Origin of the sequence: Pseudomonas oryzihabitans, assembly GCF_032027545.1 — a bacterium.
GTDB classification, from domain to species: domain Bacteria; phylum Pseudomonadota; class Gammaproteobacteria; order Pseudomonadales; family Pseudomonadaceae; genus Chryseomonas; species Chryseomonas oryzihabitans_F.
The window spans coordinates 218869-242221 of sequence record NZ_JAVSJB010000003.1; the positions used below are offsets into that span (position 1 = coordinate 218869).

At 67.3% G+C, this 23353-nt stretch carries 14 protein-coding genes and 3 pseudogenes; 11 read left to right on the forward strand and 6 right to left on the reverse strand.

Annotated elements, in window-relative coordinates; all coding sequences use genetic code 11:
* Window positions 1–46 precede the first annotated feature (46 nt).
* The 3 genes and pseudogenes from RND78_RS05980 to RND78_RS28175 form a co-directional block, all read left to right on the forward strand.
* A complete protein-coding gene (locus RND78_RS05980; protein WP_312726825.1) occupies window positions 47–1471 on the forward strand; it encodes a sugar porter family MFS transporter in 1425 nt (474 codons plus the stop codon).
* 237 nt (window positions 1472–1708) lie between these two features.
* A pseudogene (locus RND78_RS28170) lies at window positions 1709–2716 on the forward strand (sensor histidine kinase); the annotation flags it as partial.
* 318 nt (window positions 2717–3034) lie between these two features.
* A pseudogene (locus RND78_RS28175) lies at window positions 3035–3571 on the forward strand (methyl-accepting chemotaxis protein); the annotation flags it as partial.
* A gap of 287 nt (window positions 3572–3858) precedes the next feature.
* Here RND78_RS28175 and RND78_RS05990 read toward each other — a convergent pair.
* Window positions 3859–5295, reverse strand: coding sequence for a dihydrolipoyl dehydrogenase (locus tag RND78_RS05990; protein ID WP_312726827.1), 1437 nt, complete (start codon window positions 5293–5295; stop codon window positions 3859–3861).
* Window positions 5296–5527: 232 nt separating this feature from the next.
* On the opposite strand from RND78_RS05990, the gene RND78_RS05995 reads away from it, so the two are divergent.
* Together RND78_RS05995 and RND78_RS06000 are read left to right on the forward strand one after the other, a co-directional pair.
* Window positions 5528–6034 carry a hypothetical protein gene (locus tag RND78_RS05995; protein WP_059230943.1) on the forward strand — a complete coding sequence of 169 codons (507 nt, stop codon included), beginning with the start codon at window positions 5528–5530 and terminating at the stop codon, window positions 6032–6034.
* Window positions 6035–6387: 353 nt separating this feature from the next.
* On the forward strand, window positions 6388–7440 hold the full coding sequence (locus RND78_RS06000) for an acyltransferase (protein ID WP_312726828.1): 1053 nt from the start codon (window positions 6388–6390) through the stop codon (window positions 7438–7440).
* Between the two features lie 19 nt (window positions 7441–7459).
* Here RND78_RS06000 and crcB read toward each other — a convergent pair whose 3' ends face one another.
* Together crcB and nhaA are read right to left on the reverse strand one after the other, a co-directional pair.
* Window positions 7460–7837, reverse strand: coding sequence for a fluoride efflux transporter CrcB (crcB, locus tag RND78_RS06005; RefSeq protein ID WP_312726829.1), 378 nt, complete (start codon window positions 7835–7837; stop codon window positions 7460–7462).
* An 11-nt stretch (window positions 7838–7848) separates the two neighbouring features.
* On the reverse strand, window positions 7849–9015 hold the full coding sequence (gene nhaA / locus RND78_RS06010; protein ID WP_312726830.1) for a Na+/H+ antiporter NhaA: 1167 nt from the start codon (window positions 9013–9015) through the stop codon (window positions 7849–7851).
* A gap of 244 nt (window positions 9016–9259) precedes the next feature.
* On the opposite strand from nhaA, the gene RND78_RS06015 reads away from it, so the two are divergent.
* The 5 genes and pseudogenes from RND78_RS06015 to RND78_RS06035 all read left to right on the forward strand — a co-directional run bounded on the left by RND78_RS06015 (window position 9260) and on the right by RND78_RS06035 (window position 12944).
* Entirely contained in the window at window positions 9260–10423 is a 1164-nt protein-coding gene (locus RND78_RS06015; RefSeq protein WP_312726831.1) for an HPP family protein, read from the forward strand.
* Between the two features lie 93 nt (window positions 10424–10516).
* Window positions 10517–10942, forward strand: a complete 426-nt coding sequence (locus RND78_RS06020; RefSeq protein WP_312726832.1) for a DUF4398 domain-containing protein — start codon at window positions 10517–10519, stop codon at window positions 10940–10942.
* Between the two features lie 27 nt (window positions 10943–10969).
* Window positions 10970–11344, forward strand: a pseudogene (locus RND78_RS06025) (DUF4398 domain-containing protein); the annotation flags it as partial.
* Between the two features lie 113 nt (window positions 11345–11457).
* Window positions 11458–12465: an NAD(P)-dependent alcohol dehydrogenase gene (locus tag RND78_RS06030; protein ID WP_312726833.1), complete on the forward strand. Its 1008-nt coding sequence runs from the start codon at window positions 11458–11460 to the stop codon at window positions 12463–12465.
* A 65-nt stretch (window positions 12466–12530) separates the two neighbouring features.
* A complete protein-coding gene (locus RND78_RS06035; RefSeq protein ID WP_312726834.1) occupies window positions 12531–12944 on the forward strand; it encodes a response regulator in 414 nt (137 codons plus the stop codon).
* Between the two features lie 225 nt (window positions 12945–13169).
* Here RND78_RS06035 and RND78_RS06040 read toward each other — a convergent pair whose 3' ends face one another.
* Window positions 13170–13553: a response regulator gene (locus tag RND78_RS06040; RefSeq protein ID WP_312726835.1), complete on the reverse strand. Its 384-nt coding sequence runs from the start codon at window positions 13551–13553 to the stop codon at window positions 13170–13172.
* Window positions 13554–13996: 443 nt separating this feature from the next.
* Here RND78_RS06040 and RND78_RS06045 point away from each other — a divergent pair, with 443 nt between their 5' ends.
* Window positions 13997–17338, forward strand: coding sequence for a PAS domain S-box protein (locus RND78_RS06045; RefSeq protein ID WP_312726836.1), 3342 nt, complete (start codon window positions 13997–13999; stop codon window positions 17336–17338).
* A 475-nt stretch (window positions 17339–17813) separates the two neighbouring features.
* On the opposite strand, the gene yghX is transcribed toward RND78_RS06045, so the two are convergent.
* Together yghX and RND78_RS06055 are read right to left on the reverse strand one after the other, a co-directional pair.
* Window positions 17814–18704: a YghX family hydrolase gene (yghX, locus tag RND78_RS06050; RefSeq protein WP_312726837.1), complete on the reverse strand. Its 891-nt coding sequence runs from the start codon at window positions 18702–18704 to the stop codon at window positions 17814–17816.
* A 117-nt stretch (window positions 18705–18821) separates the two neighbouring features.
* The gene (locus RND78_RS06055; protein ID WP_312726838.1) at window positions 18822–22940 is read right to left on the reverse strand and encodes a CheR family methyltransferase; all 4119 of its coding nucleotides are present in this window, start codon (window positions 22938–22940) and stop codon (window positions 18822–18824) included.
* Window positions 22941–23353 lie beyond the last annotated feature (413 nt).

The window sequence follows — 23353 nt, forward strand, 5'->3', positions numbered from 1 at the left end:
CGCCTGCGTCGCCTTCTCTTCGTGTCTGCCAGGATAGTCCATTCGTATGTCTGCCCCTGCTTCCGCTTCCGCTTCCGCTTCCGCTGCCCCCGACCAGCAGGCCTCGGCCCGCCGGCTGATCTTCATCACCGTGCTGGTCGCCACCATGGGCGCCCTGGCCTTCGGCTACGACACCGGCATCATCGCCGGTGCCCTGCCCTTCATGACCCTGCCGGCCGACCAGGGCGGGCTGGGGCTCAACGCCTACACCGAAGGGCTGGTCACCGCCGCCCTGATCGTCGGCGCCGCCTTCGGCTCGCTGGCGGCGGGCTATCTCGCCGATCGCCATGGCCGGCGCACCACCCTGCGCCTGCTGTCGATCCTGTTCGTCCTGGGCGCCCTGGGCACCGCGGTGGCGCCCTCGGTGGAGCTGATGGTGGTCGCGCGCTTCGTGCTCGGCCTGGCGGTGGGTGGCGGCTCGGCCACGGTGCCGGTGTTTATCGCCGAGATCGCCGGCCCCAAGCGCCGCGGCCGGCTGGTGAGCCGCAACGAGCTGATGATCGTCAGCGGCCAGTTGCTGGCCTATGTGCTCAGCGCCCTGCTCGCCTGGCTGGTGCATGACAACGGCATCTGGCGCTACATGCTGGCCATCGCCATGGTGCCGGGCATCCTGCTGTTCGCCGGTACCTTCCTTTTGCCCACCTCGCCGCGCTGGCTGGCGGCCAAGGGCCGTATCGAAGAAGCCGAGGCGGTGCTGGAGCGCCTGCGCGACACCCCTGAGGAGGTGGAGCGCGAGGTGCAGGAGATGCGCGAGGCCGAGGAGCAGGCCAAGCACCGGCCGCCGCTGCGCGAGCTGCTGCGCCAGGGCTGGGTGGTCAAGCTGCTGTTGCTGGGCATCGGCCTCGGCTTCGTCGCCCAGTTCACCGGGGTCAACGCCTTCATGTACTACACCCCGATCATCCTCAAGAGCACCGGCATGGGCACCAGCGCGGCCCTCACCGCCACCATCGGCAACGGCGTGGTCTCGGTGATCGCCACCCTGCTGGGCATCTGGGCCATCGGCCGCGCCGGACGCCGTACCCTGCTGCTGATCGGCCTGGTGATCGTGGTGCTGGCCCAACTGGCGCTGGGCAGCGTGCTGCTGTGGCTGCCGCAGGATCTCACCCAGAGCTACCTGGCGCTGGCCTGCATCCTGGTGTTCCTGCTGTTCATGCAGATGTGCATCGCCCCGGTGTACTGGCTGCTGATGTCGGAGCTGTTCCCCAACCAGGTCCGCGGCCTGCTCACCGGGGTGGCGGTGGCCGTGCAATGGCTGTGCAACGCCACCGTGGCCTTCAGCTTTCCGGTGGCCCTGGAAGCCATCGGCAACTACACCTTCTACGTCTTCGCCGCGATCAACCTGGGGTCGCTGGTGTTCGTGTTCTTCTGCCTGCCGGAGACCCGCGGCAAGTCCCTGGAAGAGATCGAGCGCCATTTGAAGAAAGAACTATAGCGGGGGTCGCTAGCGGACCGATCGGCGATTCTCCGGCTTGCCACGGACCAAATGGAATAATTTCTCATCCCGTGTCAAGTCGGACCTTTCCAAGCCGATGCAGAGTGAAGGCATGTCGCCGTCATTCTTCGCGCCGGGGCGCGATCGGGGCTTTCGATGAACATCAAGCAGAAACTCACCTCGCTTTTTGCGGTAACCGCCTGCCTCCCGGTGATCCTGGTGGCCGGCGTGGTCATCATGAACGTGCGCAGCCAGGCCACCGACGACTTCCTCGACGGCAGCGGGCGCGAAATCCGCCAGATCGATCGCAACATTCAGCAGTTCTTCTCCGGCATCCAGCAGAACGTCGACTTCCTGGCCAAGGAGCCGAACATCGTCGCGCTGGAAGGCCTGAAGAACTACAGCGGTGCCGATGCCGCGCAGATTCCGCAGCCGGAAATCGGCCAGCAGACACTGGCCTACTTCACCCGCTTCGCCAAGACCCACCCCACCACCGCCTACCTGTCGGTCGGCCTGGCCGATGGCACCTACGTCAGCTGGCCGGACGACGCCAAGCTGGCCAACTACGACCCACGCGTGCGTCCCTGGTATCAGGCCGCCATCGCCAACCCAGGCAAGGTGGTGCGGACGCCGGCCTATTACTGGGCGGCCGATGACGTCTCCCTGATGGGCGTGGTGCGGACGATGGAAGACGCCAACGGCAAGGTGCGTGGCGTAGTGGGCCTGGACATCTCCCTCAAGCAGCTGACTGACCTGGTGAAGAGCATCACCCTCGGCCAGAGCGGCTACCTGATGCTGGTGGAAGACAGCGGCAACGTGCTGGTCGACCCCCGCGATCCCAAGCACAACTTCAAGCAGCTCAAGGATCAGGGCGACGCCTACCAGACCCTGAGCGGCATCCAGAGCGGCCTGGGTGAAGTCACCCTGGGCGGCACCGACTACATGGTCAACGTCTATCAGGCCAAGAACCTGGGCTGGAAATTCATCGGCCTGATCGAACGCAGCGAGGTGATGGGCAAGGCCACTCGCCTGACCTGGCAGATCGCCGGGATCACCGCCGTGCTGGCACTGGTGTTCGCCCTGCTCGGCGCCGCCTTCGCCGGCATGATCGTGCGGCCGATCCGCGGCGTGTCCGCGGGTCTGGAATCCATCGCCCAGGGCGAAGGCGACCTGACCAAGAGCCTGAGCGTGCAGGGCAAGGACGAAACCGCCACCCTGGCCGGCTGGTTCAACCAGTTCCTCGCCAGTATTCGCCAGTTGGTACAGCGCATCGGCCAGGCCTCGAGCGACCTGCAGCAGGCGTCCCAGACCACTACCCAGGCCGCCGCCAGCATGAACGAGGTGGCCGGTCGCCAACGCGAAGCCGTGGAGCTGGTGTCCACCGCCTTCAACGAGATGGTCGCCACCTCCAACGAGGTCGCCCGCTCCTGCAGCCAGGCCGCGGCGTCCGCCGACGTCGGCCATCACAAGGTGCAGGAAGGTTACGGCCAGATCGAGCGGGCCACCGGCAACGTCAACCAGCTCAGCGGCAGTCTGGCCCAGTCGGCCCAGGCCATGGCCGTGCTGGAGCAGGACAGCCAGAACATCAACACCATCCTCGACACCATTCGCGGCATCGCCGAACAGACCAACCTGCTGGCGCTCAATGCCGCCATCGAGGCGGCACGGGCCGGCGAGCAGGGTCGCGGCTTCGCCGTGGTGGCCGACGAGGTGCGGGCTCTGGCCAAGCGTACCGCCGACTCCACCGGCGAGATCGACGGCCTGCTGGGCAATTTGGCGCGCAAGACCCAGGAGGTCACCCGCCAGATCGAGACCAGCCTGCAGCTGTCGCAGACCAGCGTGACCTCGATCAGCGAGGCACGCGGCAGCTTCGAAGGCATCCGCCATTCGGTGGACGACATCCGCAACCAGGCCCTGCAGATCGCCGCGGCGGCCGAGGAACAGCACCAGGTAGCCGAGGACATCAACCGCCACATCGCCCAGATCCAGGACGATGCCCTGCAGGTGGAAGGCCTGGCCCAGTCCACCAGCCACGACTCCTCGCGCCTGTCGCACCTCTCCGGCGAACTGAACAGCCTGGTCCGCCGCTTCAAGGCCTGACCGGTTGCCTGGTGGTAGCAGCAGCCCCGCAGGTGATTCCGGCGGGGCTTTTTTGTTGGGTGGGCGTTTGGTGATGCGTGGATAAGGCTGCGCCGTTATCCACTCTACGGACGTTGAACCTACCCACTGCGCCGAACGGCCCTCTCTCCCCCTGGGAGGGCTGGGGTAAGGGTGCCTCTAGCAAAACCGTAGCGCGGAAAACGGCGCAGCCTTTTCCACGAGTGTCGACCACCCCGTTGGGCTTCGCTGCGCTCACCCCAACCTACGATGCGACCCCAATACCCCCCTCAAGCCCCGGACGGCGAACCCTGGTCGCGGTCGTTGCGGAGGTTGCTATGGGCGGCCTGGCAGATCTCGCGCAGGCCGCTCTTGAGGCCCTCTTCCAGGGTGGGATGGTAGAATGGCATGTCGAGCAGCGAGCTGGCGGTCTCGCCGTTGATCAGCGCCAGTACCAGCAGATGGCCGATGTGATCCATGCCCGGCCCGACCATGGCGGCACCGGTGAGCTTGCCGGTGCCCGGTTCGGCGTAGAAGCGGGCGATGCCCTGGTTGCGTGCCTCGACCCGGGCACGGCCCTGGTCGTGATAGGAAGACCTCCCGATCAGGCTGCCCTCGTCCGGCGGACTGCCCAGCACGGCCACCGGCGGATCGGTGAAGATCAGCGAGAACGCTGGCGAACGGGGCGTGGCCCGGACCTCCGGGTAGCAGGCGGCATTGTGCCCGGCGATGGCGCCTTCGTCGGAGGCTTCATGGAGGATGGGCCGGTCGTGGTCGGCATCGCCGGCGATGAAGATCGATGAAGCGCCGCACTGCATCGTCTTGGGGTCATAGAGCGGGGTGCCATGGTCGTCGAGCTCGAGGCCAGTGGTGTCCAGGCCCAAATCCTTGAGCCGCGGCGGTCGCCCGGCGGCCACCAGCACGTAGTCGAAATCGCCCTCGCCGCTCGTAGCGCCGGACCAGGACAGCCGCACACCCTCGCCTTCGCACCGGGCATCCACCTCGACATTCAGGTACAGCGCCAGGTCCTGTTCCAGGATCTGGCGCAGTTCGGCCTTCACCTCGGCGTCCTTGAGCGCACCGAGACCGTCGTCCTGCCCGAACAGGGTGACCGCCACCCCCAGGCGAGCCATGGCCTGGGCCAACTCCAGGCCGACCGGGCCGGTGCCTATCACCGCCAGGGAACGCGGCAGGTCCGGCAACTCGAAGATCGTATCATTGGTCAGCGCACGGTCGCCGAGGCGGTCGAACGGAGCCGGTACCAGCGGATAGGAACCCGTGGCGATGACCACGCTACGAGCCTGAACAGTCCGACCATCGCTGAGTTGCAGGCGGTCCGGCGCCATGAAGCGGGCGGTGGCGCGCTGGGCCACACCTTCGGGCAGTTTCTCGAAACCCTGCTGGGTGGCGGCGACGAAATGGTCACGCTCGCGACGGACCCGCGCCATGACCGCCGCACCATCGACCCTGACGCTACCCACCTCGATGCCGAAGGTGCCGGCCCGCTGAACGGCGTGGTGAGCCTCGCCGGCGACGATCAGCAGCTTGGACGGCATGCAGCCCACCGAGGCGCAGGTGGTACCGGCCCAACGGTCGTCGATCAACAGGGTGCTAGCGCCCTGGCGACGGGCCGCGCGTTCGGCGGCGAGGCCCGCGGTGCCGGCGCCGATCACGGCGACATCGCAGTGGAGATCCGGGGTGTTCGAAGGCTGTGCGGGGTCACTCATCACGTCACCTGACATTGCGGAGGGTTACCCGACTCGCGCCAGGCTCTAGCTAGGGACCCGAAGCGCAGCGTTGAGGTTGCATCCTCAAGGCGTGATCCACTTCGACAAAAAACCGACATTTCTTGTCAGTAGCGTCAAATTCCATGCCATTGGTCGCCTTATACTGGCGCTATGGAACCATCGAGGTGTGACGCCCTCAATTTAGTCAACTTAAATGGACGAAGGCACTCACATGGAACGTGATCTCAGCAAGATTTCGCTCATCACCGATTGGTCCTACCTGATCGCCCTGGAGACCGGCCTGTTCACCCGCGGTGAACTCAGCGGCGCGGTGCTCAAGGCGCTCAACGACCAGGCCCGCCTGCTCTCCCGGCGCTACCTGGTGCAGAAGTCCAAGCTTGACGTGCGCCGGCTTACCCCGGCCGAAACCGAGATCCTCGACACCCTCAGCGAGACCGCTGCCAATCTACGCCGGCGCGGGCGGCTGCCGCACAACATCGTCAAGAGCCTGAGAGCCGGTGGCCTGATCGCCGCCGTCGAGCGCAGCGTCTGCGCCGCGGGCATCCTGCAGTGCCACAACGGTTTCTACGAAGACGGCCTGGAACCCGGCGCCTTCGAACGCATCGTCATGCGGCATCCCCAGGAATTCGGCGACCACGCCCGGCAGAGCGCCGCCCTCTACTTCGCCGACCACGCCCCGCCGGTGACCCTCGACCAGCCGCTGCAGGCCAGCGCCTGATGCGCGGGACGCGCGCAACCGACGTGGCGGCCGGGAGGCCCCAGTCCACGTCCACGCGCGCGCGTCCCTCGTTCTGGGTTGCCACCGCAGGGCTGCCTTGCCCCCGTCCCCGGCGTCTGCCGCCGTCCGCTCGCGCCCCGCTCAGCCCCCCATAGTCCACTGCCCTCGCCGGCCCGGCCGATCACGCTGATCGCGCCGGCTGCCGCCCATCCGCTGCCGATACCCCCGGCAGCGGCCTTTGCCTGCGCTCGCCCTGAGGCGAGCGCGCCTGCCTGGGTCGATATCGCCCCTGGCGCCTGCCGGTCATTGCCGGGCGCCAGGGGCGACCGTGACCCAGGCCGCGAGGAGCAGCCATGCCTATCCCACCCGTCACCCACGGACGCAACAACTTCGATTTCCTCCGTTTCGCCGCCGCTTCCACCGTGGTCATCGGCCACGGCTTCTGGCTCTCGGGCCGTCTCGACGCCGAGCCCATCCTGCAACTCACCGGCTTCACCGATGCCGCCAGCATCGCCGTCTACCTGTTCTTCGTGATCAGCGGCTTCCTGATCACGGCCTCCTTCCAGCGCAGCCGCCACCCGCTGGACTTCCTCGCCAATCGCGCCCTGCGGATCTTTCCGGCGTTGATCGTCTCGGTGCTCTTCTCGGTGCTGGTGGTGGGCTGGCTCGCCACCACTCGCGACACCGGCGCCTATTTCAGCGACCGCCAGACCCTGGGCTTCTTCAAGAACATCTTGCTGCTGACGCGCTTCGAACTGCCCGGGGTGTTCGCCGACAACCCCTTTCCCGACACGGTGAACGGTAGCTACTGGACCCTGCCCTACGAGGTATTCATGTACCTCTCGGTGCTGATCATCGGGGTGCTGGGGCTGCTGACCCGCTCGGTGGTCATGGCCACCCTGGTGGTGCTGGTGCTGGGCAACTTCCTGTTGCTGCCGCAGATGGGCGTCGCCAGCTTCATGCTGCACAAGGTGTTCAGCCTGGGGATGTTCTTCTTCGCCGGCGCCCTGCTGCAGCTGGCGGGCCCGCGCATCCCCTGGCGCCTGGACTTGGCCCTGGCGTTCTGCCTGCTGTCACTGGCGGCCATCGTCTGGCAGACGCTGCCGGTGCTGCACCTGGTGTCGCTGTCCTACGTGAGCCTTTACCTGGCCCAGGCCCGGGTGCCGCTGCTGCACGGCTTCGGCCGCTGCGGCGACTATTCCTACGGCCTCTACCTGTTCAACTTCCCGGTACAGCAACTGCTCATGCACAGCTTTCCCGACAGCTTCTCGCTGGGCGGTTTCCTGCTGCTGAGCTATGGCCTCACGCTGGGCCTCGCGGTGCTGTCCTGGCACCTGATCGAGGCGCCGGCCCTGAGATTCAAGCGGCGGCGCAAGGCCCTGGCATCATCCACGCCGCAGCCCTGAGGACGCCTGGCCGCCCGGCTCAGCCGAGCCGCGCGGCCAGGGCGAAGCCCGCCAGGGTCATGAGCAGCGAACCCAGCACGTGGGCGCTGACGGTGAGCGCCGCCCAGCCCAGGCGGCCGCCCTGCAACAGGCTCACCACCTCGGCGGAAAAGGTCGAGAAGGTAGTGAAGCCACCGCAGAAGCCGGTCACCAGCAGCAGCTTCCAGTGCGGGTCCAGCCCCGGATAGCGGGCGAAGAGTCCGAGCGCCAGCCCGATGACGAAGCCGCCGACCAGATTCACCAGCAGCGTTCCCAGGGGCAACTGGGCGAGCACGGCGTTGAGCCGCAGACCGATCCACCAGCGGCAGGCGCTACCTACCGCCCCCCCGAGCATCACCGCGAACAGCGCATAGGGCATGACCTTTCCTCTCAACGACGCGCAGCGAACAGCAACACGGCGACACCCGCCAGGGCCGACAGCAAGGACCCCAGCAGTACGCCGATCTTGACCTCGTCCACCAGGAAGGGCGCCGCGGGAAAGGCCAGGGCGCCAATGAACAGGCTCATGGTGAAGCCGATGCCGCACAGCAGGGCCACGCCATAGAGCTGCAGCCAACTGGCGCCTTCCGGCAGCCGCGCCAGGCCGCTACGGATGGCCAGCAGCACCAGCAGCGAGATGCCTACCTGCTTGCCGAGGAACAGCCCCAGGGCCACGCCGAGGGGCACCGGGTCCAGCAGATTAGCGGGCGAGATGCCGGCCAGGGAGACCCCGGCATTGGCGAAGCCGAACAGCGGCACGATGAGGAAGGCCACCCAGGGATGCAGGGCGGACTCCAGTCGGAGCAGCGGCGAGGCGGCGTCGACCTCGGTGTCGCCCAGGGGAATGAACAGCGCCAGGATCACCCCGGCCAGGGTCGCATGGATGCCCGAGCGCAGCAGGCAGAACCACAGCAGCGCCCCGACCAGCAGATAGGGCAGCAAGGCGGTGACCTTGAGGCGGTTGAGCACGAACAGCACCGCCACCAGACCCGCCGCGGCCAGCAGCATGCTGATGGAGAGATCGCTGGTATAGAACAGGGCGATGATCAGCACGGCGCCGAGGTCGTCGAGGATCGCCAGCGCCGAGAGGAATACCTTGAGCGACACCGGCACGCGCGACCCCAGCAGCGACAGCACGCCGAGGGCGAAGGCGATGTCGGTGGCGGCGGGAATCGCCCAGCCGGCGAGGGTCTGGGGATCGTGGCGATTGACCAGGGCATAGAGCAGCGCCGGCACCAGCATGCCGCCCAGGGCCGCCAGCCCCGGCAGGGCGCGGTCGCCCCAACTGGCCAGTTGGCCGACCGCCAGCTCGCGCTTGATCTCCAGGCCCACCAGCAGGAAGAAGAGGGCCATGAGGCCGTCGTTGATCCAGTGGCTGAGGGACAGACCGCCCACGTCCCAATGAAGGCTGGCGAAATAGCTATCGGCCAGGGGCGAGTTGGCGACAACGAGGGCCAGGGCGGCGGCGACCATCAGCACGATGCCGCCCGCGGCCTCGGCGGCGCAGAATTTGTTGAGAAAGGCCAGGGCCTTGGCCGGAGCGAGGGGGGAAGTCACGGGCAGCCGAACTCCGCGCGGCGGCCCGACCTGCGCTTAGTTCAACCTGTCCTTCCGCACCATTGCGGCGACACCCAGCCGCCGATGGTACACCGCTCCGGCCTTGCTGCGCAGCCGCCAATCCGGCGACCGCTCTGGCACGGGGCCGGCCGAAACCGCGCTCGCCGTCCGGGCTCGACGACCTTGCCAGAGGCGTCCTGGCGGAGGACCATCAGCGCCCGTTCTGCCCGCCCGTCGCCGTGCCATGTCCCAGGATTCCCCGTCGCCCGCTGCCACCCGCTGCTCCCGCCTCGCCCAGGGCCTGCGCGCCTTCTGGCCGGCGCCGCTGCCCATCGACGGCCGCGAGCGCCTGCGCGCCAGCCTGGGCGCCGGGCTCGGCATCCTGCTCGCCGCCCTGCTGGCGGCCTGGTGGCTGGAAGGCCAGCCGGTGCATCAGCATGGCGCCCTGGCGCTGGCCCTGGTGGCGCCGCTGGGCGCCAGCGCCGTGCTGGTGTTCGCCCTGCCCGCCAGCCCCCTGGCGCAGCCCTGGTCGGTGGTGGGCGGCAATACCCTCTCGGCGCTGATCGGCATCGCCTGCGCCCTGTGGATTCCCGAGGCCAACCTGGCCGCCGCCGCGGCGGTCGCCCTGGCCATCGCCACCATGTTCGCCCTGCGCTGCCTGCATCCGCCGGGAGGCGCTTCGGCGCTGCTGATGGTGCTGATCGGCGCCCAGGACTTCAGCTATGCCTGGAGCCCGGTGGCGCTGGATTCGCTGCTGCTGGTGGCGGCCGGGCTGCTCTACAACAACCTCACCCGCCGCCCCTGGCCCCATGTGCCGCGTCCGGCCGAGGCCGGCAGCGAGACGCGCCTGCAGCGCGCCGACCTGGACGCCGTGCTGGCGCGCTACAACCAGGTGCTGGACATCAGCCGCGACGACCTGGCCGAACTGCTCGAACAGGTGGAGGCGCGCGCCTACCAGCGCAAGATGGGCGAGCTGCGCTGCGCCGACGTCATGAGCCGGGAGCTGGTGGTGGCCCGTGCCGAGATGCCGCTGCAGGAAGCCTGGGCGCTGATGCGCGGCCGGCGCATCAAGGCGTTGCCGGTCACCGATCGCCAGGGCCATTTGCTGGGCATCGTCACCGTCGCCGACTTCATGCGCCAGATCGACCTGGACGTCCACGAAGGCCTCGGCTGGCGCCTGCGCTCCCTGGTCCGCCCGCGGGGCCGCCAGGGCGCCCGTACCGTGGGCCTGATCATGACCCGCACCGTGCGCGTGGCCAGCGCCGACCGCCTGCTGATCGACCTGGTGCCGGTGTTCTCCGAGAACGGCCACCGGCACATCCCCATCATCGACGGTTCGCGGCGCCTGGTAGGCATCATCACCCAGTCGGATCTGATCCGCGCCCTCTACCAGGCGGTGCGGGCTTAGACTGCGATAGAGCGATCGCGGCGAACCTCGAGCGTTTTCCATCGTCTGAATGGCACCGCCGCCCAGTTCGGGCGGCTCGTCAGGAATACCCCGATGAAGACCGCTCTTCCCGCCACCCGCCGTACGCCGCGGGTACTGCTCGCCTCCCTCGCCCTGGGTGGCGCCCTGCTGCTGGCAGGCTGTGCCGGCAACCCGCCGACCGAGCAGATGGCCGTGACCCAGTCGGCCGTCGACGAAGCCGTGAACTCCGGCGGCAACCAATACGCCCCGATCGAGACCAAGTCGGCCCAGGACAAGTGGACCCAGGCCCAGACTGCCCTCTCCAACGAGAAATACGACGATGCCAAGCGCCTGGCCGAGCAGGCCGAGTGGGACGCCCGCCTGGCTACCCGCAAGACCCAGGCCGCCAAGGCGGACGCGGCGCTCAAGGACGCCAAGGACAGCATCCAGCAGCTGCGCGAGGAAGGTCAGATCAACCTCCAGCTGCAACAGAATCTCCAGAAAAAGGTGCAGCAGTAAGGCTGCCCGCTCGTGAAGGACAAGACCATGCGTAAACGTTTCCTGCTTCCGGTGCTGTCGGCGCTGACCCTCACCCTGGCCGCCTGCGCCACCCCGCCCAATCCCAACCTGGAAAAGGCGCGCAACGACTACGCCGCCCTGGAATCCCAGCCCCAGGCCGCCCAGTTGGCTGCCCTGGAGACCAAGGATGCCGGTACCTGGCTGGCCAAGGCCGACAAGGCCTACAAGGACGGTGAGAACGAGAAGACCGTCGACCAGCTGGCCTACCTGACCCAGCAGCGCATCCAGACCGCCATGCAGACCATCAAGCTGCGCCTGGCCGAAGCCGAGCTGAAGAAGACCGACGCCGAGCGCGGCGAAGCCCGCCTGAATACCCGCACCCAGCAGCTGCAACAGCTGCAGAAAGCGGTGAAGTAAGGTTCGGGGCGCAGGTCTTGCCCGGGAATCCTGCGCTCCCTGCCGTGGTCCTCTACAGACCCGCGAGCCTTCGCTCGCCCCTGTCTGGAGGATGCCCCATGAAAGCCATACGCCTGCGCAAGCCCGGTGGACTCGACCAGCTCGAGAACTGCGAGCTGCCTGATCCCGGCCAGCCCGGTGCCGGCGAGATCCGTGTGCGGATCAAGGCCAGTTCGCTGAATTTCCATGACCTCGGCGTGGTACTCGGCAAGATGCCCGCCGCCGACGGTCGCATCCCCATGTCCGATGGGGCCGGCGTGGTCGAGGCCGTAGGACCGGGCGTCAGCGACTTCGCCGTGGGCGATCCCGTGGTGTCCACCTTTTTCCCCACCTGGCTCGACGGCGAGCCGCCCCTCGACGACTTTTCCACCACGCCGGGCGATGGCGTCGACGGCTTCGCCTGCGAGGTGGTGGTGCGTCCAGCCACCGCCTTTACCCGCGCGCCCCGGGGCTACAGCCACGCCGAGGCGGCCACCCTGACCACCGCCGGGCTCACCGCCTGGCGCGCCCTGGTGGTGGATGGCGGTCTCAAGGCCGGCGACAGCGTGCTGGTGATGGGTACCGGCGGCGTGTCCATCTTCGCCCTGCAACTCGCCAAGGCCATGGGTGCCATGGTGATCGCCACCTCTTCCTCGGACGAGAAGCTGCAGCGCGCCTATGCCCTCGGCGCCGATCACCTGATCAACTATCGCGAAGAGCCGGAATGGGGGGCCAAGGTGCAGGCCATCACCGGCGGCCGCGGGGTGGACATCGTGGTGGAAGTCGGTGGGCCGGCGACCCTGGCGCAGTCGATCCAGGCCGCCCGCATCCACGGCCACCTGGCGCTGATCGGGGTGCTCACCGGTGTCGAGGGCCAGGTCCCCACCGCCCACCTGATGCGTCGTCACCAGCGCCTGCAGGGCTTGATCGTCGGCAGCCGGCGCCATCAGCAGGAGATGATCCGTGCCCTGGAGAGCACCGGGATCAAGCCGGTGATCGATCGCCACTATCCGTTGCAGGAGATCGCCCAGGCCTTTGCCTTCCAGAAGGACGGCAGCCACTTCGGCAAGATCGTCCTGGACATCTAAATTAGTAATACCATAAACCTGCTAAGCTTCCGGAAGTCGCCCCCGCGTGAATTCCGGAACGCTCGATGAACCCAGCCAGCGCCCCTCCCTATGCCGTCGTCATCGAAGACAACGGGCTGCTCGGCGAGCTGCTGGGCCATCACCTCGAAGCCAGCCTGGGCTGGACCTGCCTAAGGTTCGACACGGCCGACGACGCCCTGGTCCAGCTGCTGCAGCGGCCGGCACCGCCGGTGTTGCTGGTCACCGACCACCTCATGCCCGGCCAGTTGAGAGGGGCTGAACTGGTGCAGTTGCTGAGTCAGCGCTGGCCAGACCTGCCCATGGTGATCACCTCGGGATACGGCTACGAGATCACTACGGCGCTGCCGCCCCAGGTGGTCTTCCTGCAGAAACCCTGGACGCTCGACCAGGTGGATGCAGCGGTCCACCTGGCCCAGGCACGCCAGGGACGCGACGAGGTGAGGACGAACCGTCGGTGAAGGCCAGGCCTTCTCAAGGACGCCCCAGCGGACGTTAGACAGCGCTCGTCCAGAACCTGGTGCGGCGTTTCAGCAAGTCGCGCAAGCGAGGGCGAGTGATTTTCCGGCGGCTCGGCTGGGGCCAGGCGCCGCCGTGGCCAGGAGTGGCAATGCCGCCCGCACGATCCGCCACTGTGGCCGAACAAGCACTGCCAACCTGGTGCCGTCAATGGCTGCAACACCCCATTAGATACCGAGCTTGTGGCAGGCGTGCAGCAACTGGTCGATGGTCCAGGGTTTGGGTAGGAACAGCGCGCGCTCCTCGCGCTCGGCGTACTGCTGGCCGGTGTAGCCGGAGGAGACCAGGATGGGCAGCTCGGCGAAACGCTGGCGCACCTGCCTGGCCAGGGCCAGGCCATCGAGCCGTCCGGGCATGCGTACGTCGGTGAAGAGCAGGTCCGGCGGCGCAGGGTCATCGTCCAGCCAGGCCCAGGCGGCATCGGCGGTGGCGAAGGACTGCACGGCGTAGCCTTCCATCTCGAACACCTCCGTCGCCAGGGAACGCAGCACCGGATCGTCCTCGACGACCAGCACGGTGGCAATGGCAACGGGTGTTATTGCATCGGTCATGGCAACGCTACTTCATTAGTACGACTAATATGGACCGACTTTACCTGACTTGGATCACAGGATGCGGATGGACGGCTGGTCCCCACCCGTCCGCACCTGTCTGATGCGCCAGCGACGACTTAATTCCCGACCGGTCGGAAAATTTTACCGGAATCCTCGCTTCCCGCTGGACTCTGTTATCTACGACTCCCAGGCTGAACCTTTCTGAGAACCTGTTCATGATCTGCTGCGCGCCGGCCAAACGGCGTTGAAAATGGCCTGGAAGGCCAGCCCCGCCTAGGCGGCCCCGTCGCAATGCTCATTTACCACGCGTAAACCTGAGCGCGGGTCCGATCCGCTTCCCTCAGCTGTTTTCGCGGGGCCGCCCAGGCCTTGTCTGGCTCTAGCTCGCGAGAGCGTGAACAGGTTCTTAGGTGTCATCTACCCTCCGCCTCGACGATCCCATGGCTGAACAGACTCCCTCCTACGCTGAACTCCAAGCGGAAGTGCACCGCCTCCGCGCCGCCCTCGACGCGCGCTCCGCCCTGCAGCCGCAGGATACCCAGCGGCGCCTGGCGATCTTCGATGGCGCCATCGACTTCGCCATGATCGTGCTCGACCCCTCGGGTACCATCACCGACTGGAACAGTGGCGCCGAACGCCTGCTGGGCTGGACCGCCGAAGAGATGCGCGGCAGTCCGGCCGAGCGCTTCTTCACCCCGGAAGACAATCGCAGCGACCGCGCCGGTCTGGAAATGCGGCTGGCGCTGCGCGACGGCCGTGCCGAGGACGAGCGCTGGCACCTGCGCCGTGACGGTGCGCGCTTCTGGGCCAGCGGCGAGATGCACCCGCTGCACGACGAAGCCGGTCGCCACACCGGCTTCGTCAAGATCCTGCGTGATCGCACCGCCCAGCACCTGGCCGGCGAAGCCCTGCGCGCCAGCGAAGTCAGCCTCGGCGACGTCCAGCGGCGCCTGCTGGAAAGCGAGCGCTACTGGCGCGATCTGTTCGAGCAGTTGGAGGAAGGTTTCATCCTCGGCACCATCCTGCGCGATGAACAGGGCCGAGGGCGGGATTGGCGCTACGACCAGGTCAACCGCGCCTGGTCGCGCCACTTTGGGCTCAGCGCGGAACAGGCCATCGGCCGCCGCGCCCGTGAACTCTTTCCCGCGCTGGAAGACAGCTGGGTGGAGGATTTCACCCGGGTGGTCGATACCGGCCAGTCGTTCAGCTACGTGCGGCAATTCCACCATGACGGGCGCTGGTACGAAGGCCATGCGCACAAGGCCGGCCCGGACAGTTTCCTGGTGCTCTTCCTGGAGGTCACCGAACGGGAACTGGCCGCCCAGGCCAAGCGCCACGAGGAGCGCTATCGCCTGGCGCTGCTGGAGCTCGGCGAACGCTTCAGCCACCTCGACGACAGCGCGGCCGTCACCGAGGTGGCCTGCGCCACCCTGGGCACCACCCTCGGTGCCCACCTGGTGGGCTATGGCCTGGTGGATGCCGAAGCCGAGACCATCACCGTGGCGCGCGACTGGACCGTCCCCGGGGCTCAGAGCCTGGTGGGCGCCCTGAATTTCCGCGACTACGGCAGCTATATCGAGGATTTCAAGCGCGGCGAGACCGTGGTGATCGAAGACGTCCAGGAAGATGCCCGTACCCGCGACAACCTCGCCGCCCTGCAGACCCTGGACACCCGCGCCTTCGTCAACACCCCCCTGTTCGAACACCACCGTTTCGTCGCCCTGCTCTACGTCAGTTCCCGCACCCCACGCCACTGGGCGCCGCACGAACTCCAGTTCATCCGCGAGGTCGCCAGTCGCACCCGCTCGGCCACGGCCCGCCTCACCGCGGAGCACGCGCTGCAGGACAGCGAGATGAACCTGCGCCTGGTGGCCGACACCCTGCCCTGCCTGATCGCCTTCGTCGATCGCGCCCTGGTCTATCGCTTTGCCAATGCCGAGGCCCCCAAGTGGTTCAAGGAAGGGTCGGACGGCCTCGTCGGGCGCAGCATGCCCGAGGTCTTTTCCCCCGCGTTGTTCGCCGCCCGCCAGCAGGCCATCCAGGCCGCCCTGGACGGCACCCCGGCGCGCCTCGACCTGCCCTGGCCCTGGCCGGATGGCCGCCGCCGCATTGCCGACATCCACTACCGGCCACGGCGCGACGCCAAGGGCAGCGTGGACGGCTTCTACGTCTTCGCCCAGGACGTCACCACCCAGCGCGACGCCCAGGCGCTGATCCAGGCGCAGAACCTGAGCCTCAGCCAGGAGGTGCAGGCCCGTACCGCCGAGCGCGACCGGCTCTGGGCCCTCAGCGAAGACCTGCTGCTGGTCGCCGACTTCGCCGGGCAGCTCCTACGGGTGAGTCCGTCCTGGTCCCGGCACCTGGGCTATTCCGAGGCCGAACTGCTCAGCCGGCCCTACACCGAACTCATCCATCCCGACGACCTGCCGAAGGTACTGGCGGCCCTCGACGAGCTGCGCCGCAGCGGTCTGCCGGCGCGGCTGGAGAATCGCGTGCTGGCCGCCAGCGGCAGCTGGCACTGGCTTTCCTGGACCCTCTCCCTGGACCCCGACCAGGACCACCTCACCGGCGCCGGGCGCGATATCACCCGGGAGAAGGAAGCCGCCGAAACCCAGGCGCTGCTGGAAGAGCAACTGCGCCAATCGCAGAAAATGGAGGCGGTCGGCCAGCTCACCGGCGGCCTGGCCCACGACTTCAACAACCTGCTCGCCGGCATCGTCGGCAGTCTCGACCTGCTCACCGTGCGCATCGGCCAGGGCCGGCTGAACAATCTCGAGCGCTACACCACCGCCGCCCAGGGTGCCGCCATCCGCGCCGCCGCCCTCACCCACCGGCTGCTGGCCTTCTCCCGCCGGCAGACGCTGGACCCCAAGCCGACCGACATCAACCGGCTGGTCGCCGGCATGGAAGACCTGATCCGCCGTACCGTGGGCCCGGCGATCCAGATCGAGGTGGTGGCGGCCAGCGATCTCTGGTGGACCCTGGTCGATCCGCCGCAGCTGGAAAATGCCCTGCTCAACCTCTGCATCAACGCCCGCGACGCCATGCCCGAGGGCGGACGCATCTACATCGAGACCACCAACCGCGCCCTGGATGCGCGCATGGGGCGCCTGCGCGACCTGGAGCCCGGCGAGTACATCGCCCTCTCCGTGACCGACAACGGTTGCGGCATGCCGCCCGAGGTGATCGCCAAGGCCTTCGATCCCTTCTTCACCACCAAGCCCATCGGCGTCGGCACCGGCCTGGGCCTGTCGATGATCTATGGCTTCGTCCGCCAGTCCGGCGGCCAGGCGCGCATCCATTCCCACGTCGACCAGGGCACCAGCGTCACCCTGTTCCTGCCGCGCCACCGCGACGCCCCCGTCAGCGCCGAGCTGGCCGCCAGCCAACCGGCACTGCCCCGCGTCGGCCACGGCGAGACGGTGCTGGTGGTGGACGACGAGCCCACGGTGCGGATGCTGGTCACCGAGGTCCTCGAAGAACTCGGCTACGCCGCCCTGGAAGCGGCCGACGCCAGCTCCGGGCTACGGCTGCTGGAGTCCGACGTGCGCATCGACCTGTTGGTCAGCGACGTCGGCCTGCCCGGCGGGATGAACGGCCGGCAGATGGCCGACGCCGCCCGCCAGCGCCGCCCGGGACTCAAGGTGCTGTTCATCACCGGCTACGCCGAGAACGCCGTGGTCGGCAACGGCCACCTGGAGCCCGGCATGCACGTGATGACCAAGCCCTTCGCCATGGATGCCCTGGCGATCCGCCTCCGCGATCTGATCGAAGGGACCTGAACGCCCCACCGCACCCCCGTAGGTTGGCGCTGAGCGCAGCGAAGCCCAGCAAAAGTGGACACTCCTGCCGTGATCGCCCTCTCCCCCAGTCCTCTCCCGCAGGGAGAGGGGGCGGTTGGGCCGCGTAGGGTGGATAACGGCGCAGCCTTATCCACCGTTTTACGGTGGGCTTGCCAGTGGAAAACGCTGCGCGGTTTTCCACGCTACGGTGAGGTAGCCATCGCAGCCATGCCGGTGCGTCGTAGCGACCGCTCCTACGGTTACCTCGGAGCCTGTAGGAGCAACTGTCTGCTCACATTATCGCGGCCATGGGCCGCTCCTACGGGTACCGGTTAACCTGTAGGAGCGGCCCATGGCCGCGATGGATATTGCTCAGCAGCAGGAGCGGCCGCATCGGCGGACCGCCATGGCCGCGATCAACAGAGCTCTGGACCCGACTCCCCCTGGGAAAGGCATCGGGGTCTCCGGCGCGGTATCAGGCCAGATAGCGGCCGAACCAGGCCAGGGTGCGATCCCAGGCCAGCTTCGCGGCGGCTTCGTCGTAGCGTGGGGTGGAATCGTTGTGGAAGCCGTGGGTGGTGCCGGGATAGCGATGCACCTCGAAGGTCTTGCCCTGGGCCTTGAGCGCCTCTTCGTAGGCGGCCGCGCCCTCGTTGATGCGCGGATCGTTCTCGGCGTAATGGATCAGCAGCGGCGCCTTGATCGCGGCCACCTCTTCGGCGCGCGGCTGGCGACCATAGAAGGGCACCGCGGCAGCCAGCTCGGGATAGGCCACGGCGGCGGCATTGGCCACGCCGCCGCCGTAGCAGAAGCCAGTGATGCCGACCTTGCCGCTGCTGAATTCATGGCTCATCAGGGTTTCCACCGCGGCGAAGAAGTCGTTCATCAACTTCGCGGGATCGACTTGCTGCTGCAGTTCGCGGCCCTTGTCGTCGTTGCCGGGGTAGCCACCCACGGACGTCAGGCCGTCCGGTGCCAGGGCCAGGTAGCCGGCCTTGGCCAGGCGCCGGGCCACGTCCTCGATATAGGGATTGAGACCGCGATTCTCGTGCACCACCACCACCGCCGGTACCTTGCCGCTGGCCTTGGCCGGCCGCACCAGGTAGCCGCGCACCCGTCCGTGGCCGCGGGGCGAGGGGTAGTAGACGTATTCGGCGACGATGTCCGGGTCGGTGAATTCCACCTGGGTGGCCAGGGCGTAGTTGGGGCTCAGCGCCGCCAGCACCCCGGTAGCCGACAGCCCCAAGACCGCGGCGCAGGCCCCGGCGCGGTCGAGGAAATCGCGGCGGCTGATGCGCCCATGGACGTAGAAGTCGTAGAGTTCGAGCAGTTCGGGCGAGAAATCCTTGGCGGTGAGACGGGTCATCGCGGTGCTCCTCTGGCGGGAATCGGGGCGTCCGACCCGGATGGGCGGGCGCCTCGGCTGGGGCCGAGTGTGCCGTGAATGGTCTGACTATGTCACCACCCACGCAGCGGTCCGGCCTCAGCCGGACGCCTGCAATTCGTGCAGCACGGCGATCAGCGCCTCGAAGCTGACCGGCTTGTTCAGATGGCGGGCGAAGCCCGCCGCCCGCGCCTTGTCGATGTCCAGCCGGGTGCCATAGCCGGACAGCGCCACCGCCGGCGTGCCGACGTTGCGATCGCCTGCGCGGACCTGCCGCAGGAAGTCGTGGCCATCCATTTCCGGCATGCCGATGTCGGAGAGGATGACGTCGAAATCCTGCGCCTGGGCCAGGGTCAGGCCGTGCCGGGATTCGGTCGCCGCGGTGACCAGCACCCCCTCCTCTTCCAGCAGCAGTTGCAGGGTCTCGACGATATCGGGCGAGTCGTCCACCAGCAGTACCCGCAGCCCGGCAACGGACTGCCCATCCGGTTGCGCCCTGGGGGCGAGGTGCTGCTCGGCGTGACACAACGGCAGCCAGACGCTGAACCGGGCGCCCTGGCCGAGCCCCGCGGAATGCGCCTCGATCCGCCCGCCATGGGCTTCCACCAGTTGCTTGACCAGCGCCAGGCCGATGCCCAGGCCATGCTGGGCGCGGGCGGTGTATTTCATCTCCGCCTGGCCGAACATCTCGAACACCCGCGGCAGGAAGTCCGGGTCGATGCCCTGGCCGGTATCCCTGACATCCAGGCGGGCCTCTTCGCCTTCCACGCCCAGGGCGATCTGCACCTGGCCACCGGCCGGGGTGAACTTGATGGCATTGTTGAGCAGATTCCAGACGATCTGGCCGATGCGGGTGGCATCCGCCTGGACATACAGCGGCGCCTGCGGCAACCGCACGCAGCTGACCTCGACCTCGCCTGCCAGCGGCCGGATCACCTCGGCGATCTCGCGCAGTTGCTGGCCCAGATCCAGGCTCTGGCGCTCCAGCTTGAGCTTGCCGGTGCGAATGCGCGACAGATCCAGGAGGTCGTCGATGATCTGCGCCTGGCTGCGCACCGCGCGCTGGATGGCCTCGGTGGCCCGGCGCGCCAGGGGCACGTCGCGCAGCAGTGGCGAACGGGTCAGCAGCTCGCTGTTGAGCTGGATGAGATTGAGCGGGTGCTTGAGCTCGTGCGACATCACCGCGAAGAACTCGTCCTTGAGCTGACCCAGGGCGCGCTGCTGGGCCTGCTGGGTAGTGGCCTCGCTGGAACGAACGTGGTCGGCGGTAGCGTCGCGGGCGATCTTGGCGTAGCCGCGGCCACCGGAGGCATTGCTCATGCGACTGAGTACCCCGGTGCAATAGAGGCGGCTACCATCCTTGCGCCTGAGCCAGCGTTCATCTTGGGCGGCGCCCTGCTCGTCGGCCTGGCGCAGCTCCGCTTCCGGAACCTGGGCGGCCCGGTCTTCCGGAGTGAAAATCAGGCCTATGGGCTGCCCCAGCGCCTCGCGTTCGCTATAGCCGAACAGTCGGGTGGCGCCGCCGTTCCAGCTGTTGATGATGCCGCCAGCATCCAGGGTGACGATGGCATAGTCATGGATGTTCTGCGCCATGAGGCGCATGTTTTCCTCGCCATCGCGGGCACGATCCTGGGCCAGGCGGCGCTCGGTGACGTCGATGAAGGTCAGCACCGCGCCTTCGATGCGGTCCTCCGCGGTGCGATAGGGCAACAACCGCGCCAGGTACCAGTGGTCATCGTGGCTGCGCACCTCGCGCTCGATCTGGCCGAGGGACTCGAACACCTGGTTGGCATCGGTGGCCAGCTCCGGGTAGTCCAGCCGATGGGTGATGTCCAGCAGCGAACGCCCGGTATCGCTGACGATGATGTTGAAGATGCTGGCGGCGCGCGGGGTGAATCTCTTGATGCGCATGCCACGGTCGACGAACACCGTGGCGATGTCGGTGGAGGTGATGAGGTTCTGCAGATCGTCGTTGATCTTGCCGGTTTCCTCGATCTTGGCCTTGAGCTCGTAGTTGACGGTGATCAGCTCTTCGTTGATCGACTGCAACTCTTCCTTGCTGGTCTCCAGCTCCTCGGTGGCCGAGCGCAACTCCTCGTTGATCGCCTGCAACTCCTCGTTGGAGGCCTTGAGTTCCTCGGTGGAGGTCTCCGACTGCTCGATGGTCAGTTGCAGCTGCTCCTTGGTGCGCTGCAGCTCGGCTTCCAGCTGGGTGAGGACGCTGTCCTTGGCCTCGACGTGATCACTAGGGGAGTCGGTGCTCATGACGTCTTCGACTTCGTCGAAGAGCACCAGCAGGTAGTCCGTGCTGGTGTCGCCGTCGCGGAACGGCCGCACCACCATGTTGATGTAGTAGCTGCGGTCGTCGCGCTGGATGTGCACGCGGCGCGCCTCGACGCTCTTGTTGCTCTGCAGCGCCTGGAACAACGCGGTGCGCAGCTCCAGGCGCAACTCCTCCAGTACCAGTGCCGGTAGGTTGTAGCTGGGCTCGCCGCCGACATAGCGCAGGAAGCGCCCGGCCCGCTCGGACAGGTGCACGATGTTGGATTCGCGGTCGACGATGATGCTTGGCGGCGCGTATTGCTCCAGCACCCGCTGGTGCACCTCGGCGAAGGACACCTTCTTGCGCCGGCCGACCTGGTGCGGTGGCAGGCGCACGCTGTGCACCCCCGGATTGAGATTGAGCAGCGGCGTGGGCCGTACCACGCTGGTGGTGTGCTTGGCGCGATAGATGCGGTTCTTCTTGTCCACCGTGGCGAACAGGCTGCTCTGCACATCGGCCGACTCGGAACTGCCGAGGAACAGGAAGCCACCCGGCTTGAGGGCGAAGTGGAAGGTGTGCAGGATCTCGGCCTGTACCTCCCGGTCGAGGTAGATCAGCAGGTTGCGGCAACTGATGAGGTCGAGCCGGGAGAACGGTGGATCGCTGAGCAGGTTGTGCTGGGCGAACAGCACCTTCTCGCGCAGTTCCTTCTTCACCCGGTACTGGTTCTGCTCCTTGAGCAGGTGCTGGCGCAACCGGGTGGGCGCGACGTCGGTGACGATGGAAGCGGGGTAGACGCCATAGCGCGCCAGCGCCAGGGCGTGCTCGTCGAGATCGGTGGCGAAGACCTGCAGCCGCGCCCCGGACTGGCGCAACTCGGCCTGCTCGGTCAGCAGCATGGCCAGCGAATAGGCCTCCTCGCCACTGGAGCAGGCAGCGCTCCAGACGCGCAGTTCCTGATCGTCCTCGCTGACCGGCAGGTGCTCGAACAACGCCGGGATGACCTCACGTTCCAGCGCTTCGAAGGCCTCGCGATCACGGAAGAAATTGGTCACCCCGATGAGCATGTCCTTGAGCAACGCCGGAGTCTCCTCGGGATGGTCGTGGAGAAAGCTCGCATAGGCGGGCATGTCGGCGATGGTGTTCACCTGCATGCGCCGCTCGACCCGGCGCAGCACGGTCGCGGTCTTGTACTGCTTGAAGTTGTGCCCGGTGCGGGTACGCAGCAGGGTGAGGATGTCGCGCAGGGCCAGTTGCATGGCCTTGCTCGAAGGCCCCGGCACCCGGGCTTCGACATCGAAATGGCGGAGTTCGCCCTGGCTCAGGGTACTGATGGTGGCGGCCAGTTCCAGCAGCTTCTGCGGTATCTCCACCACCGGCAGGACGAAGTCCACGGCGCCAGTGGCGATGGCACTGTTGGGCATGGAGTCGAATTCGGCGTCTTCCGGTGCCTGGGCCAGGGTCACGCCACCCTGCTCCTTGACCCGTCCCAGTCCCACCGAGCCGTCGGCCCCGTTACCGGACAGGACGATGGCGATGGCGCGGGTCCGGTGCACATCGGCCAGGGCACGAAAGAATAGGTCCACGGCGACATGATCGCCCTGGGGGCGCTCCGCCGGGGCCAGTCGCAAGTAGCCGTCGTTCATGGTCAGATCGGAGCCGGGCGGGATCACATAGACGTGCTCGGCCTGGATGGACACCGGCTGGGTGACCTGCTGCACCGGCAAGCGGGTCACCCGCTGCAGGATCTCGTCGAGACTGCTCTGGTGCTCGGACGACAGGTGCATCACCACCACGAAGGCCATGCCGCAATCGGCCGGCAGGGCTTCGAAGAAATGCAGCAGCGCCTGGATACCCCCGGCAGAGGCCCCAATCCCCACCACCGGAAACGGCAGGTCGCTGGGGGTCAGGTTCCTGGAGTTGTTGGGTCGGGCCACATCCGCCTGGTTGCTCATCTATCCGCCGTCTGAAAATCCATAGGAATCGTGGTTGCCGCCGTTGCCACCGCCGGATCGTCCATCCCTTTCACGCGGAAACACCCCCTAGCCGCTCAGTATAACGAGCACTCGCCGGGAGGACGGGCATCATCCTGCAGAGAGGCGACCTAGCCGACGTTTACCCCCCCTGGAATCGGACTGATGGAGCGGAGGCGAGTGCGAGCGAAGCCGCGTGTTGGGATGTGGCTGCGTCGTCACTCTGTATAGGCTGCTCATCGCGGCCGCTCCGCACTCCTTGGCTTATCGCGGCCATGGGCCGCTCCTACAGGTACGGACACCACTGTAGGAGCGGTCGCTAAGGCGCACCGGCATGGCCGCGATGGATCCTACGCGGACCGCCCCCTCTCCCGCGTGCGGGAGAGGGTTGGGGT

What these genes read in the sequence shown, in the direction of transcription:
- RND78_RS05980 (WP_312726825.1), top strand. Translation starts at nt 47, where the DNA reads ATGTCTGCCCCTGCTTCCGCTTCCGCTTCCGCTTCCGCTGCCCCCGAC.
- RND78_RS05990 (WP_312726827.1), bottom strand. Translation starts at nt 5,295, where the DNA reads ATGAGTGACCCCGCACAGCCTTCGAACACCCCGGATCTCCACTGCGAT.
- RND78_RS05995 (WP_059230943.1), top strand. Translation starts at nt 5,528, where the DNA reads ATGGAACGTGATCTCAGCAAGATTTCGCTCATCACCGATTGGTCCTAC.
- RND78_RS06000 (WP_312726828.1), top strand. Translation starts at nt 6,388, where the DNA reads ATGCCTATCCCACCCGTCACCCACGGACGCAACAACTTCGATTTCCTC.
- crcB (WP_312726829.1), bottom strand. Translation starts at nt 7,837, where the DNA reads ATGCCCTATGCGCTGTTCGCGGTGATGCTCGGGGGGGCGGTAGGTAGC.
- RND78_RS06015 (WP_312726831.1), top strand. Translation starts at nt 9,260, where the DNA reads ATGTCCCAGGATTCCCCGTCGCCCGCTGCCACCCGCTGCTCCCGCCTC.
- RND78_RS06020 (WP_312726832.1), top strand. Translation starts at nt 10,517, where the DNA reads ATGAAGACCGCTCTTCCCGCCACCCGCCGTACGCCGCGGGTACTGCTC.
- RND78_RS06030 (WP_312726833.1), top strand. Translation starts at nt 11,458, where the DNA reads ATGAAAGCCATACGCCTGCGCAAGCCCGGTGGACTCGACCAGCTCGAG.
- RND78_RS06035 (WP_312726834.1), top strand. Translation starts at nt 12,531, where the DNA reads ATGAACCCAGCCAGCGCCCCTCCCTATGCCGTCGTCATCGAAGACAAC.
- RND78_RS06040 (WP_312726835.1), bottom strand. Translation starts at nt 13,553, where the DNA reads ATGACCGATGCAATAACACCCGTTGCCATTGCCACCGTGCTGGTCGTC.
- RND78_RS06045 (WP_312726836.1), top strand. Translation starts at nt 13,997, where the DNA reads ATGGCTGAACAGACTCCCTCCTACGCTGAACTCCAAGCGGAAGTGCAC.
- yghX (WP_312726837.1), bottom strand. Translation starts at nt 18,704, where the DNA reads ATGACCCGTCTCACCGCCAAGGATTTCTCGCCCGAACTGCTCGAACTC.
- RND78_RS06055 (WP_312726838.1), bottom strand. Translation starts at nt 22,940, where the DNA reads ATGAGCAACCAGGCGGATGTGGCCCGACCCAACAACTCCAGGAACCTG.